Origin of the sequence: Lancefieldella parvula (assembly GCF_963547875.1) — a bacterium.
Taxonomy (GTDB): Bacteria; Actinomycetota; Coriobacteriia; order Coriobacteriales; family Atopobiaceae; genus Lancefieldella; species Lancefieldella parvula_D.
In genome coordinates, this window is the sequence record NZ_CAUUSI010000003.1 from 26,776 (window position 1) to 40,127 (window position 13,352).

Here is a 13,352-nt window from a genome sequence, read left to right on the forward strand (position 1 = left end):
GGATGAGATTCGATGATTGAGGAACGTACGAGTAGCAAAGTGCAGGAACTGCATCTGACATTACTCAGCGACGAACAGATGAGCTTGGCAGAATTCATAGGGCTATGTTATAGCGGGTGCCGACCGCTCCGTCGGGCCGTCGGCCGCAAAGCGTTAGGGCTGTAAGGAGTAGCAATGCTTAATAAGTTAATTAACGTAGACATGCATATCCATTCTGCGGCAAGCGCATATAAGGAAGAGCCTGGCCTTGTAACCGATTCCAATGTAAAGCATTGCGACGTTCTTCTAAATGCCTTAGTGGAGCATCAGATATCGATGTTCTCAATAACAGACCACAACAGGTTTGATAGTAATCTTTACTCTGAACTTAAACGAAAACTGGGCGAGGAGTCATGTGAGTGCAAGGCCACCCTTCTTCCTGGGGTCGAATTTGACGTCAAGTTCGAGACGAACAAGAAACCATGCCACGTCATAACCCTGTTCAACGCCAAGTCGATTGCTGATTACAAATCTATTGAAGAGGCAATAAAGGAGGACTTACTCAAAGACAAGGATGAATCATACGATTTGGCTCGTTTTGAGACCCTGCTGAAGAAAATTAATTTGGATACGATTCTCATCCCGCATCAACATTCGGGATTCAATGGGAATCAAAAGAAAAAGACCATTGGTAAGGCAACTAACCAGGCCATCGAATACTACCGGTTCGGTTACATTGACGCACTTGAGTACAACAATCCGAACGTGCAGGGAATCTTGAGAAGCGAGCTCGATGGGATGGGGCTCCCAGCAAAGACGGTTGTGGGGAGTGATTGTCACTCCTGGGCAAACTATCCTAAGCACGATCCCCAAGCAGAGATGCCTGAATCGTTCTACGCCCAGATAAAGGCCCTTCCCACTTTTAAGGGCCTGTTGATGGCATTAAGCTCACCCGATACGCGTATGAACCCGATTCAACCCAACATGAGGCCAGAGTTTATAAAGTCACTCAAAATGTGTGGAAATGATATACCTTTAAGCCCTGGAATCAACGTCATCATAGGCGAGAATGGAATCGGCAAATCATCCTTACTTACTCTGATGCAGAAGAGAAAAAAGGTCACCGAGTGGCAGAAGCGTACCAAGAAAAAATATGGTATCGAATGCGATGGGGTTAGTGAATCTAACTGTGTTTGCGTCGAACAGGGACAGCTAACTGACGGTTATCGACGTAAATCTATTTTTGATGAATCTCTATTCAAATCGGTTCCGAACTCGAACTTTGAACTGAAGACCAGAACGTTTGCTGAAGTACTGAAAAACAAGATACAAAATAATATTGAACGCAAGAGCCATAAAGATGAAGCGTGTAATACAAGTTTTCGCATAGACGAAGCAAAGGAAGGGACGACGTTCTCTTTTACGGTGTCTTGCCCGGAGGATTTCACCAAGGTCGAAAATCAATGGGAGGAACCGCTCCTTAAGCTCGGTGTAATATCCCGTGAAATTGCTTACGAGCAAGGGCGCGAAAATATATACGATGCAGATGACAAGGCAAATCTCGCCGAGGCAAAACGGTTGGTTGATGCAGTCGCTGTCAAGATAAGTAGCAAGTACAAGGAAGTTGACTCTGAGGCCCAGGTAAAGGGGGTCATGCAGAACGTTATCAAAGCATATACAAGCAAGGTTGAGAAGGATAGTTCTGATGCCGACAGGCAAAAAGCGGGGTACCGAGAGCAAAAGAGCAATTTTGTAGCGATGGTTGTTAAACTTGCAGCTGATGAGGCTAAGCAAACGATTGTTGTACCAACGATTTCCGTCGACGAGGGTGACGGAGAATCAGTTAACCTCAGCTATGGTTTCAAATTCGTGCGAAAGGCTGCTTACAAAGATTCAAATAATCTGAGCGAAGCATTCTGTCAAATGTTCACAAATGGCTACAAGAGCCTTGATAAGTTGGAATCCATTGAAACAGCGGATAGGGCGGCAGAGGCCATTCCTCGTTGCCAAGGTGTTTCGCAGTGGCAGTCTGGCTTTGACGATCTGACAAATAAATTTATAGAAAACGAAGAACAGGAGACGTCAACGATACTTGACGTTGAAAGCAAGGCCACCGGGAACACGCTGGGCGAGATGGCCTTGAGTTATTACCGATATAAAACAAGTTCACAGAATAAGATTCCGGTGTTTATGGCCGACCAACCGGAGGACAACATCTCTAACAAGCGGGTCTGCGAATCCCTGACAGGGTATTTCGATGACTTACGACGTCGCAGCCAGGTCATAATCGTCACACATAACCCACTCTTGGTTGTGAATCAAGATGCGGACAATGTAATTGCTATCGGTCGGGATGACGACGATAAACCTAGCGTTGTCTACGGCTGCCTTGAGTCGGAAGATCATGGCTCTGTTCTAAAAGAAATTGCCTCCGTAATGGATGGTGGAAAAGAAGCGATTGAAAAGAGGCTAAAGGCATATGGAACACTGTATTAACATCTCTGGGCAGGACGGAAATCTTCTTGTTACAACCGATGGCGAGGAGCCCAAGGTTTTCAGCCGTGACGAAGATATTACTGCGGCCGACTTGTATGACGCTCTCCATTATCACGTGGGTGATACCTATGTTCTTGAGCAGGGTGAACCAGGCGACATCAAAGAAGGTGCCTTCAATGCATTTTATAAGCTGATGCAAGACATAATCGAAGGGATAGGAAAAATCTCTGTATCAAATTCATCAGATAGCGTCGCAGGTGAAGAGGAGTCTATAAATGGAACTACTTCTAGTACGAATTACGAGGCTTAGCTAAAAGCTTTAGTTTAGAAGTGACCCGAGGGTAGAGTACTTGAAAGCATATGACTTGAGCACCATTCTATATGCCCAGAGTAACTATCTATAGGAGGAAAATGAACCAAGCTGAAAGATGTACTGCGTCCCAAAACTTGGACGAATTTAATAATGAGCTAGGCTACCAAGGACTGATTTCGGAACTCCTCCGGGGTCAGTCCATTTAGTTTAACTTGGCGCCTTTGTGTATTCCAGTACATAACATATGCGTCCAAATCTGCTTTGAAAGACTCAAAGTTAGGCCACGTTCTTCTTCGGATAACGAGGTCATAAAGTTCTTGCGACTATTTTCTATGTATGCTGAGAAGGCGAAAGAGAAGTAATTAGATTTCCACTGAAACTTAGTGTTTAATTAGATAAATGATGTTTTGGAGCAACTCTAGCGTTTACCGCTAGAGTTGTTCTTTTAACCGAATAATGAACTTTTCTGCACAATAAAGTGCAACTTTGATGTTTTACTACCCTTATAAAAATCTTTACGCTTAAGACAACTAATGTTGGGGGAGGCGGAAAGGTGCGTACTAGCAGGTTATTAAATCAGCTTAGTAGGACATCAGAGGCTATTTCTGTCTCACAGCTCGCTCATGAATTTAATGTCTCGGAGCGCACTGTTCAATCAGACTTATCAGATTTACGTTCTACCCAACATGATCATGGTTTTCAGATTGTTTCTGAACGAGGCAAAGGAATACGCCTATTAGTAAAAGATTCAGATTTATTTACTTCTTTTTTAGAATTTTTATCTCATTCAGAGTTTATAGAACCATCTGAAAGATCAAAAACTATTCTTCAAGCTTTGGTCCTTTCAGGAGGATTTGTAAGTGCAGAAGATCTTGCAGTCAATTTTGATTTGAGTGTTCCGGTAGTGAATATGGCTCTTCAAGAAGCATCCCGAATAGGCTCAAATTTTGGAATCGACATTCAACGTACTCGCCATCATGGCACGCGTGCAGTCGGGAAACCGGACGACATTCGTTTCTTTTTAGCTAGATCTCTTTTGGCAGGATCGCCTCTAATAGTTTCCGCAATTAGAGAATCCATTGATAAAGAAGAAAAAATATCGACCATTCTTCTCTCATGCCTTTCTAAGATTGGAAGAAATCTTAGATATGAAGATTTTTGTGCTCTTTGTGCCTTTGTAACTATTTGCGCAGCTAATATTGTGAGAGATACAAACGAGGAGCGAGAGTTAAGTTTTACTCCAATTAAATTCCTTGATTTAGCAGAATTAATTTCTGAGGAGATCTATAAGAAACTTGGTCTAAAGCTTACCAAGGTAGATGTTTTATGCATTGCGAAAGCGTTAGGACAGCTTCCGAGTCTAGAAGATGTTCCTACTACAGCTATCTCAGAAGTAAGTTCAGTTATTATTTCATTTCTCACAGGTATTGATGAGGAGTATCAAACGTCTTTTTTAGAGGATAAGACGTTCGTAGAAATGTTAGAAGCCCATATAGCACTTCTTGTGAAAAGATTACTTGCTGGGAAAACAGTTACTATTTCATTTGCTGAAAAAAGTGAATTAGGAAATTCGCTCAGCATGGATTTTGCTGTTCAGTTATGTGAAAAAATTTATAGTAATTTTGGTGTAGAACCAACACAAGACGAAGTATTTTTGATTGCAATGCATTTTATTGCTCATGAGGAAAGAACACGTCAGAATCGTCTTTTTAGCATTGCTCATATCGTTGTTGTTTGTGCAACTGGCGGAGGATCTGCCACACTTGTGAAAATGCAGCTTAGCGGTATATTCCCAAATGCCCAAATTGATACAGTGTCTTATTTGGACCAAAGAGTGCTTGTAGAATTGAACCCAGATTTAATAATATCCATGGTCCCATTGCTAGAAAAGCCTTGTGCTCCAACAATCTATATAAATGAGATTTTAAGTTCCTCTGATCTTTCTGCTATTAGTAATGCTGTTCGACATAGTAATTATGATGTAAACCAAGATTGTGGAACAAAATACACTTTATCTTCTCTGATAGAACCCGAGCTTTTTGCTGTTTCTGATCAAAATACGTATCAAGATATAGTCTATGAAGCGTGTATTGATTGTGTACGCCTTGGATATGCAGATGAAGGGTTCGTCAATTCTGTCAAAGTGCGGGAGAAATTTTCTAATACGATTTTTTTGAATGGTATTTGCGCACCCCATCCTGTAGAGCCTCACGGAATACGGGATGCAATAGCGGTTCGTATTAACAGGAATAAAAAGGAAAAAGAGGTTAGAGTTATTTTTCTTATATGTCTCACTAAACAATCTATTGAGGCTTATAAAGCTATTAGTAATTCTTTATTTTCACTAATGAATAACCAAGAAGAAATATCACTGCTTGAGTCTTGTATAAGTGCTGAAGAATTTATAAATCAGATAAAAAAGATGGAGGTCAGTAAAGATGGATGTTGATCTTCTTGTAAAGCTAAGTAACTCTGATGCGTTGGCCGGTAATGAGGACGAAGTCCGTGAATTGATACAAGCCGAGTGCACTAAGTATTTAAGTGAAACTTTTAGAGACGGACTTGGTAGCCTTATTTTTCATAAGCCTGGTCCAAGCGGATCTCCAAAAATTATGTTTATGGCTCATATGGATGAAGTTGGCTTTATTGTCAGATCTATTTCTGATGATGGCTTGTTATATGTAATGCCAATCGGAAATGTTGTAAATACGAGCAAGGATATGCAGCTTGTTCGCATTCATACCTCTCAAGGAAAAGTTCGTGGCGTACTTAATTCAATTAGGGATAAATCTAATCAGGTCCTGGAAAGTTACGTGGATATTGGATGCTCTAGTGAGAACGATGTTCGAGTATTAGGCGTGAGTGAAGGCGATTTTGTTTACTTTGCGACAGATGCATTGGTTCATGAAAACGGAATAGTTTCTGGAAAAGCCATGGATGACCGAGTCGGTTGTTTTGTTCTCATACAGGCAGTTAAGGAACTTTTTGATTCTTACCCTTGTGACATTTACTTTGCTTTTACAAGTAGCGAAGAGGTAGGGGCACGAGGAGGAAAAACTGTAACAGAGCTCGTTCAACCAGATTTATTAGTTGCAATTGATACAGCAAATTATTCTGGACTTGGTAGCGGGTTTAAAAACCATCGAATCTTAGGCGCTGGTCCAATGTTGGTTTATTACGATAAAACATTAGCTCCGAAACGCCGTCTTTTGTCTTACATACAAAAACTTTTAGAAGATGCAAATATTCCTTACCAGAAAGATATTTTTGCTGGTGGTGGTACTGATGCTGGAACAGGTCATTTAGTTAACGCAGGAAGATTGGCAATGGTACTTGGTATTCCCCTTAGGTATTGTCATGGAAGTTGCTCTTTTGTGCAGTTAAAAGATTTAAAAACTGCTGCTCACGTCATTCAGCTAATTTGCAGCAATTTTACAGAGGAAGTATTAAGAGATCTTACAAATTAATGGGAATTTGAAGAAAGAGGGAAGTGCTTAAGTATGAACGAAAGCGAAATCAAAATCCTCACGATGATTTCTTCAGCAGGGGAGAGTAGATCAAAGGCAATTGAAGCATTGAGAAAAGTAAAGGAGGGGGATTACCAAGGAGCTCATAGCTTGCTTGAGCAAGCAAAACAGATTGACTTGGCTGCCCACAAGGCTCAAACAGAACTTATATCAGCCGAGCTCAATACTCCAGAAGCTGATCGTCCTGCAATGACGCTTTTAATGGCTCATGCACAAGATCACTATATGGCTGCTCAACTCGCTAGAGATCTGATTGAAGAACTTGTTGATGTTTTTGAGATTCAGAACCGCAAATAACAGTGTGTATTCGTTAAGAATGCCAAAAAAGAAAGGGAGGAAGAAATGAAGATTGTGCTCTGCTGTGCCGGTGGTTTATCAACTACGATGCTTATGGATGCCATGAAAGCTGGAGTAAAAGCAAGTCCAAAGCTTAATGAATCTGACTTCCAGTTTATCGCGATTCCAGTTGATATTTTAGACTCGGAGGTTAGTGATGCCGATGCAGTTGTTCTTGGACCTCAAATTGCTCACAAATTTGAGAGTGTAAAGAACGCATTGGGTGACAAAAACATTCCAGTAATTGTTGTTGATACAGCTACGTATGGTCAGATGGACGGCGTATCAGTACTCAAAAAAGTGTTAGTTGAACAAAAGAAAATCGAACTCGCCTCTGAAAGGGGGTAATTATTATGAATGAGAATACTCATGGATTTACAGCGGTAATTGACCGCTATTTAACTCCTGTAGCAAATTGGATGGATAAGGAAATTCATTTAAGCGCAATTAAAAAAGCTATGGTTGGCTTAACGCCTCTACTAATCATTGGTAGCTTCTGTTTGATTCCAGGTGCAATTCCAAACATGATTGGTGAGGAAAATCCTCTTTCTCAATGGATTGTTGCAAATGCCTCTGCAATTGAGCTTGCAAACACTGTTGGAATGGGAATGATGGCGCTTTATGCTTCGGTTCTTATTGGGTATCACCTATCGAAGTCGCATGAACTTGACGCACCTGGCTGCATGAGTATGGCGTTAATTGCATTTTTGATGCTTGCTGTCGATTTTTCAGAAGACGGTACTTTGGTAACAAAGTACTTAGGCGCTAAGGGCTTATTTGCATCTATGTTTGGAGCTATTGTTGCAGTCGAATTGTTCCGCTGGTGCAAAAAGCGCAACTTCACCATTAAAATGCCAGAGTCTGTGCCAGACTTTGTTTCTCGTTCCTTTGAAATGATTCCAATTTCTATCATCATTATTGGTGTATTTTTAGCAATACGTTTGGTGTGCACAAACGTTTTTGGAGTAATGCCTCCTCTGATTTTTACAAATCTATTTGCACCTTTAGTTGGTTCGATGGACAATCCATTGGCATACACTTTCTTAAAGATGCTTCATTGTTTGCTGTTCTTCTTTGGTATCCATCCGTCTGTTCTCAGCCCAATTACAAGTCCAATTTCTACTCAATTCCTGGCGGAAAATATTGCAAATTATCAAGCAGGACTTCCGCTTACGCACTTCTTCTGTCCTGGTCCTGAGTCTGCATTTGGTAATTTCACTGGTACTGGAGTTACTTTTGGTCTTGTTCTTTGGTGCATGCTTTCTAAGTCTGATGCACTTAAGAAAATCGGACGAGTGGCATTTATTCCAGCTTTGTTTGGAATCAACGAGCCAATTTTGTTTGGTGCTCCAATTGTTCTTAATCCGTTCTACTTTATTCCATATGTTATTGGTGGAGGAATTATTGGATCGCTCGGCGGCTGGGCTCAATGGCTTGGCTTAATGGGTAAATCGTTCTTTACACCACCTTATGTCGGAGTCTTCCTTGAAGGATTCTTGACAAACTTTGACTGGAGATCGATTGTAGTCAACGCAGTTCAGATGATACTGTCTATTGCTCTTTGGTATCCGTTCTTCAAAGCTTATGAGCAGAGATTTATTGAGAAAGAACAAGAGAATTCAAGTAGCATTTTGTCTGAAGAGGATGAGGCGCTTCTTGAAGAAATGGATCTTGGAATTTAGTTAGTGTGCTTTGATGAGACTAACTCTATTGAAGAGTTAGTCTCATCTTTTTCAGTTAAGAACAGTTTAAGAAGAGGAGTATATATGAATGGGAATGTCAATTTACTTCAAGATCTTTTGAATGATATGCCCGTTGATGTCCTTCTTCTTAAAAGCAAGACAATAAAGAACTGGCTCGGTACACTAAATGGTAGTGGCTGCTCAATCATCGTAAGTCGTAAATATCAAGGCCTTTTAGTTGATCAAAGATATTTTGCAGAAGCAAAAGAGAAGGAACATGATTTAACGATTGAATTGTTAGCAAGCCAGTCTGAAGAGGCTATTTATGTGAAGCTTTACGAGTTATCGGAAAAGTACAACTGGAAATGCCTGGGAGTTGAATCTGAATCAACTTTAGCAAGTACGTATTTGAAATTATCAGAGCAATTTAAAAGTGTTGTTCTTCTCGATAAGGAACTTACGCTACTGCGTGCGATTAAAACATCGGAAGAGATTAAAAAAATCAGAAAAGCAGTAAATATAACAGATGAGATCTTTAAGGAAGTATCTTCTCAAATTAAAGAAGGAATGACAGAGTATGAAATTAGTGCCTTAGTTCAATATAAATCTATTTGTAGAGGCGCACAAAAAATGTCTTTCGACACTATTTGTGGCATTGGCGAGCGTACTGCATATCCTCATTGTAGGCCTACATCGCGCGCTTTAAAACGCGGTGAGCATGTGATGATTGATTTTGGAATTCAGATTGACAATTACCAGTCAGATATGACCAGGATTTGTTTTTTAGGGGAGCCTAATACAAAGATACTAGAGATTTATAACATTGTTCAAAGCGCCCAGAACGCGGGTATTTCGTCTATTAAAGCTGGAGTTGATTCTGAAGAAGTTGATAGATGTGCGCGTTCTGTCATTTTGAGGGCTGGGTACGGAGAGTATTTTGGACATGGTCTTGGTCATGGAATTGGAATAGATAATTCAACCGAACTGCCTTTATTAAGGCCTGGAAAACATTTTATTCTTAAAGAGGGCATGGTTGTGTCATGTGAGCCAGGTATATATATTTCTGGTGTTGGTGGAGTTCGAATTGAAAATGACGTTGCTGTAATTAATGGAGTTGGCGTATCTCTTAATAAAACAACAACTGATCCAATAATCTTAGGAGTTTAAATGGGATACGATTTCGATAAAATTCAAAATCGCTATGGAACATATTGTACTCAGTGGGATTTTATTCAGGATAGATTTGGCAAATCCGGTATTTTGCCTTTTTCAATTTCTGATACTGATTTTTTGCCTCCTGAAGAAGTTTTAAATGTAGTTACTGAAGTTGCAGCTCGAGGACAATTTGGCTATACCCGATGGAATCATCATGATTTTAAGGGCTCAATTGCATCATGGTTTGAGAGAAGATACAACGCTAGTGTAGAAGAGGATTGGATTTTATACAGTCCTTCTGTGATGTATTCAGTTTCTTTGTTGATTCGATTATTAACAGATCCAGGCGATGGAGTCTTATGTTTCGACCCTATGTATGATTCTTTTCCTGGAGTAATAGAAGGGAATGATCGAACACTTGTAAGAAGTATCCTTTTACCGAATTTAGAGCACGCTTCAGTGGATTGTTTACATAAAACTTTTGAGATTGATTTTGAGCAACTTGATAAGTTGGCTGCTTCTTGTAAGGCAATGCTACTATGCTCTCCACATAATCCCACCGGACGTATGTGGACAGAGGAAGAACTAAATAGGATTATCGATATTTGTCGAAGCCATGGTCTCTGGATCATTTCAGATGAAATTCATGCTGATATTAGTTTGTGTGGCAGAAGAAATATCAGCGTAATCTCTAAGTTAAAAGAATATGAAAGAGTGGTTGTCGCAACATCCCCCACAAAAACTTTCAATACACCTGGTCTTATTGGGTCATATGTGGTCGTTCCGTCTAGTAAAGTTCGTGAAGCATTTTTAAATATAACTAGGCATGTTGATTTTCTTAATTCATGTAGTACTTTGGGACTATATGCAACGATGGTTGCGTATAACAAATGCGAAGTTTATGTTGATGATCTGTGTTCATACATACGTGGCAATATGCAGGTAATAAAGAGCTTCCTTTCAGATCACTACCCGAATATAAAATTTGAAATTCCAGAAGCAACTTATTTAGCTTGGATTGATGTGAGCTCTTTGGAGGTGTCTTCAAAACAGTTACAGGACGCATTAGTTAATATTGGAAATGTTGGAATTATGCCTGGAGAGACATACGGTAATTCAGGAGCAGGATATTTACGTATGTGTGTTGGATGCCCTAGGGAAAAGTTAAACGATGGATTACGCCGTTTTGCAAAAGGTATTGATAGTCTAAGTTTATAGGGGATTTTGATGGGGAATAAAGTGACTCATAAAAATACAACAAGATCTTTGAGCTTAAAGTCAAAGCGTAAGTTAACTATGATGTGGAAATTTCCCATGCGTAGATTTTATGCATATGCTGTCGACTGGGTGCTTTCAGGTCTACTTATTGGTTTTCCAGAGGTTCTAATTTTTGCCTTAGTAACTCATAGCTCTGATATGTTCAGCGATCTGTATGTTTTTAGTGCGCTTGGATATTCAAATATGTTTGCTTACATTTGCTGCATACTGTCCTTGATGATTTTTATCGTTTATTACATAGTAATCCCTTGGAAAATTTGGCCAGGCCAAACACCAGGCAAAAAGTTATTTAAATTGCAATGTGAGACTAGTTTAGGAAATAAAGTAGAACTAAAGCAGCTAGTTATTAGGGCAATACCTGGCCTTCTTCTGATTGAAGGTGTTTCGACTATTACGACGAGATATATTATTCAGGCACTTACGCTGGTGTCTGGATTTTATATTGAAAGCTATGTTTTCATAGTAATGTACCTATTAACTATGTTTTCAGCGGTAATGGTTGTAATTACAAAAAACCACCTTGCAATTCATGATTATTTAGCTGGGACAAGAGTTGTGGAAATTGAAGATTTTGACTAGGCGAATTTTCGTTAACTGAAATAGCATGAGAGAGTTTATAACTCAAGTAGAAGACTAAGAGCTTTTTGAGTTTTATTACACGGTGATATTGAGATACGGTATCGTATGAATATTCAAGTTTAAAGAGATTCCTAAACAGATAGAAGAATCCTTATGAACTATGTCCAAAAAGTTCCCGTTGCTATTTGCGGTGTTGCATTAGGTTTTGCAGCACTTGGAAATCTTTTTAAGACTTCTTTTGAGGGCCTTTATCTTGCCTTCGGCATACTCTCTATTGCTCTTTTAGCTCTCTATACCCTCAAATTTATGGTGTCTACAAAAGTTGTGTTACGAGAGCTCTCTGATCCGATTGGACTTTCAGTTGCCGCAACGTATCCGATGGCAGTTATGCTGATTTCAGTGTATATGAAGACCGATATTGGTGATGCAGCACAATTGTTTTGGTTCGCAGGAATTGCGTTACACATCCTGTGCATAGCTCTCTTTACTTCTCGCTATATTGCAAAATTTGATTGGGATAATGTGCACGCCAGCTGGTTCATTGTGTATGTGGGTATTGTTGTTGCCAGTGTTACAGCGCCGGCGTTTCACTTTGAAACAAGTGTTGGCACGGTTGCATTTTGGTTTGGATTTATCTGTCTTGTCGTGCTTTTGATAGTTGTGAGCATTCGGTACGTTAAATATGGGCCGGTGCCTGATTCTGCTGAGTCGCTCGCTTGTATTTATGCAGCCCCAACAAGCCTTTGTATTGCAGGATATATTCAATCTATTACGCCAAAGTCTGTACCGTTTCTTTTGATTATGCTGGTAATCGCTTCAATTATTTATGTAGCTTCTTTTGTATGGTGCATCAGGTGTCTTACGAAACCATTCTTTCCCAGTCACGCTGCGTTTACGTTTCCCTTTGTAATTTGTGTTATCGCGCGTACGCAGACGTCAGCATACCTGGCTGAACTCGGCCAGCCCCTCCAATGGCTCGACGGAGTAGCCACTGTTGAAACGTTGCTTGTAGCAGGGCTTTGCATTGTTGTGCTTGTACGATTACTTGCGTACGTGCGTGATCAGACTTTGTCTTAAGAGGGACGAAAGAGACGAGTAGTTTGAGGTGATGTTTTGCATTTGTTTTGACAAGAGCTATTGTCTAAAGGTAATGAGAACTTCAAGTATTTTGTCGTCAGGTTTTTATTATTTTTTGCATTTTGTGTTTGCAATATAAACCATTACTACCGCATCAATCGCAATAATACTGCCCGCAATGATTGCTGTTGTGTTTGGTATATTTGGACCAAGTAGTGCCATGAAAAAGAGTACTAACGCACTTATAAGCATGCCAATACCCGCTACAAAACAGAGCTTTTTCTCGTCTATTGCTTTCTTTTCATCTTCAGTCATTGTGTTAAATCCAGCAAGTGAAGCAGCGCCATGACCAGATAGAAGTACAATAGACCAAATGCCAAGAATTGCGGTTAAAGACCAGGATATAACTGAATATAACATCATATTCACTCCAATCAGGAACGAACTGCTTGTTAATTGAATTATACGACTTCGAATTTAATTGGGTAATTGAATAATTCAAGCCCCTTCATTGTTATGTTCGTTAGCAACGATATAGGCCTTTTACTGTCCATTACAGTACCCACTTAGATTGCCTGTAGGTCTTATCCTTCTTTTCACATGCTTGGAGATGGATTGGGAATGCATTTTTGGAGAGTATTCGCTACTAAGTGAGGTAAAAATGGGTGCATATTATATCAACTATTATTTTCATAACATTGAGTATGATGACGGATTCTATGGCGGAGAATTCTCAGCTCCTGATTATGACGTATATTGCAAGTTCTTATACGATAGGGAAACAAAGGAATTTATTGATATCTGGGACAATACTCAACCCATTGATGAAATTCTTCCAATTCCAATTTGGTGGCTTGATAATAAGCTTGAAAAGAATGGGAAGCTGCGTAAGCATGAAGGCAAAGAGAGCTATTAACCTCTTAGTAGCTT

14 protein-coding genes are annotated in these 13,352 nt (G+C 39.9%); 12 read left to right on the top strand and 2 right to left on the bottom strand.

All coding sequences use genetic code 11. The features are described from left to right. Window positions 1–174: 174 nt before the first annotated feature. Window positions 175–2,475 carry a hypothetical protein gene (locus tag RWJ96_RS02215; protein ID WP_314018717.1) on the top strand — a complete coding sequence of 767 codons (2,301 nt, stop codon included), beginning with the start codon at window positions 175–177 and terminating at the stop codon, window positions 2,473–2,475. Continuing rightward, window positions 2,459–2,785 (top strand): hypothetical protein, encoded by a 327-nt coding sequence (locus RWJ96_RS02220; protein ID WP_314018718.1) that lies wholly within the window; start codon window positions 2,459–2,461, stop codon window positions 2,783–2,785. The genes RWJ96_RS02215 and RWJ96_RS02220 overlap by 17 nt, the downstream gene beginning before the upstream one ends. Before the next feature lie 158 nt (window positions 2,786–2,943). Here RWJ96_RS02220 and RWJ96_RS02225 read toward each other — a convergent pair whose 3' ends face one another. Next, complete coding sequence (locus tag RWJ96_RS02225) at window positions 2,944–3,087, bottom strand: IS3 family transposase (protein WP_314018796.1); 144 nt, start codon at window positions 3,085–3,087, stop codon at window positions 2,944–2,946. 254 nt (window positions 3,088–3,341) lie between these two features. On the opposite strand from RWJ96_RS02225, the gene RWJ96_RS02230 reads away from it, so the two are divergent. The 9 genes from RWJ96_RS02230 to RWJ96_RS02270 all read left to right on the top strand — a co-directional run bounded on the left by RWJ96_RS02230 (window position 3,342) and on the right by RWJ96_RS02270 (window position 12,422). Next, window positions 3,342–5,237, top strand: a complete 1,896-nt coding sequence (locus RWJ96_RS02230; RefSeq protein WP_314018720.1) for an HTH domain-containing protein — start codon at window positions 3,342–3,344, stop codon at window positions 5,235–5,237. Next, window positions 5,227–6,255 (top strand): M20/M25/M40 family metallo-hydrolase, encoded by a 1,029-nt coding sequence (locus tag RWJ96_RS02235; RefSeq protein ID WP_314018721.1) that lies wholly within the window; start codon window positions 5,227–5,229, stop codon window positions 6,253–6,255. Before RWJ96_RS02230 ends, RWJ96_RS02235 begins: the two co-directional genes overlap by 11 nt. 33 nt (window positions 6,256–6,288) lie before the next feature. Continuing rightward, a complete protein-coding gene (locus tag RWJ96_RS02240; protein ID WP_311397064.1) occupies window positions 6,289–6,612 on the top strand; it encodes a PTS lactose/cellobiose transporter subunit IIA in 324 nt (107 codons plus the stop codon). Between the two features lie 45 nt (window positions 6,613–6,657). Then, a complete protein-coding gene (locus RWJ96_RS02245; protein ID WP_311397063.1) occupies window positions 6,658–6,999 on the top strand; it encodes a PTS sugar transporter subunit IIB in 342 nt (113 codons plus the stop codon). A 5-nt stretch (window positions 7,000–7,004) separates the two neighbouring features. After that, window positions 7,005–8,333 carry a PTS transporter subunit EIIC gene (locus tag RWJ96_RS02250; protein ID WP_314018722.1) on the top strand — a complete coding sequence of 443 codons (1,329 nt, stop codon included), beginning with the start codon at window positions 7,005–7,007 and terminating at the stop codon, window positions 8,331–8,333. 84 nt (window positions 8,334–8,417) lie between these two features. After that, the gene (locus RWJ96_RS02255) at window positions 8,418–9,500 is read left to right on the top strand and encodes a Xaa-Pro peptidase family protein (protein ID WP_314018723.1); all 1,083 of its coding nucleotides are present in this window, start codon (window positions 8,418–8,420) and stop codon (window positions 9,498–9,500) included. Continuing rightward, window positions 9,501–10,706 (top strand): aminotransferase class I/II-fold pyridoxal phosphate-dependent enzyme, encoded by a 1,206-nt coding sequence (locus RWJ96_RS02260; RefSeq protein WP_314018724.1) that lies wholly within the window; start codon window positions 9,501–9,503, stop codon window positions 10,704–10,706. 9 nt (window positions 10,707–10,715) lie between these two features. Then, the gene (locus tag RWJ96_RS02265) at window positions 10,716–11,345 is read left to right on the top strand and encodes an RDD family protein (protein WP_314018725.1); all 630 of its coding nucleotides are present in this window, start codon (window positions 10,716–10,718) and stop codon (window positions 11,343–11,345) included. Window positions 11,346–11,498: 153 nt separating this feature from the next. Further along, entirely contained in the window at window positions 11,499–12,422 is a 924-nt protein-coding gene (locus RWJ96_RS02270) for a TDT family transporter (RefSeq protein ID WP_314018727.1), read from the top strand. Between the two features lie 108 nt (window positions 12,423–12,530). Here RWJ96_RS02270 and RWJ96_RS02275 read toward each other — a convergent pair whose 3' ends face one another. After that, window positions 12,531–12,845, bottom strand: coding sequence for a DUF3784 domain-containing protein (locus RWJ96_RS02275; protein ID WP_314018728.1), 315 nt, complete (start codon window positions 12,843–12,845; stop codon window positions 12,531–12,533). 187 nt (window positions 12,846–13,032) lie between these two features. Here RWJ96_RS02275 and RWJ96_RS02280 point away from each other — a divergent pair, with 187 nt between their 5' ends. Continuing rightward, window positions 13,033–13,338: a hypothetical protein gene (locus RWJ96_RS02280; protein ID WP_314018729.1), complete on the top strand. Its 306-nt coding sequence runs from the start codon at window positions 13,033–13,035 to the stop codon at window positions 13,336–13,338. Window positions 13,339–13,352 lie beyond the last annotated feature (14 nt).

Bases quoted from the DNA above. Each gene is read 5' to 3' on its own strand.
- RWJ96_RS02215 (WP_314018717.1), top strand. From the start codon at position 175: ATGCTTAATAAGTTAATTAACGTAGACATGCATATCCATTCTGCGGCA.
- RWJ96_RS02220 (WP_314018718.1), top strand. From the start codon at position 2,459: ATGGAACACTGTATTAACATCTCTGGGCAGGACGGAAATCTTCTTGTT.
- RWJ96_RS02235 (WP_314018721.1), top strand. From the start codon at position 5,227: ATGGATGTTGATCTTCTTGTAAAGCTAAGTAACTCTGATGCGTTGGCC.
- RWJ96_RS02240 (WP_311397064.1), top strand. From the start codon at position 6,289: ATGAACGAAAGCGAAATCAAAATCCTCACGATGATTTCTTCAGCAGGG.
- RWJ96_RS02245 (WP_311397063.1), top strand. From the start codon at position 6,658: ATGAAGATTGTGCTCTGCTGTGCCGGTGGTTTATCAACTACGATGCTT.
- RWJ96_RS02250 (WP_314018722.1), top strand. From the start codon at position 7,005: ATGAATGAGAATACTCATGGATTTACAGCGGTAATTGACCGCTATTTA.
- RWJ96_RS02255 (WP_314018723.1), top strand. From the start codon at position 8,418: ATGAATGGGAATGTCAATTTACTTCAAGATCTTTTGAATGATATGCCC.
- RWJ96_RS02260 (WP_314018724.1), top strand. From the start codon at position 9,501: ATGGGATACGATTTCGATAAAATTCAAAATCGCTATGGAACATATTGT.
- RWJ96_RS02265 (WP_314018725.1), top strand. From the start codon at position 10,716: ATGGGGAATAAAGTGACTCATAAAAATACAACAAGATCTTTGAGCTTA.
- RWJ96_RS02270 (WP_314018727.1), top strand. From the start codon at position 11,499: ATGAACTATGTCCAAAAAGTTCCCGTTGCTATTTGCGGTGTTGCATTA.
- RWJ96_RS02275 (WP_314018728.1), bottom strand. From the start codon at position 12,845: ATGATGTTATATTCAGTTATATCCTGGTCTTTAACCGCAATTCTTGGC.
- RWJ96_RS02280 (WP_314018729.1), top strand. From the start codon at position 13,033: ATGGATTGGGAATGCATTTTTGGAGAGTATTCGCTACTAAGTGAGGTA.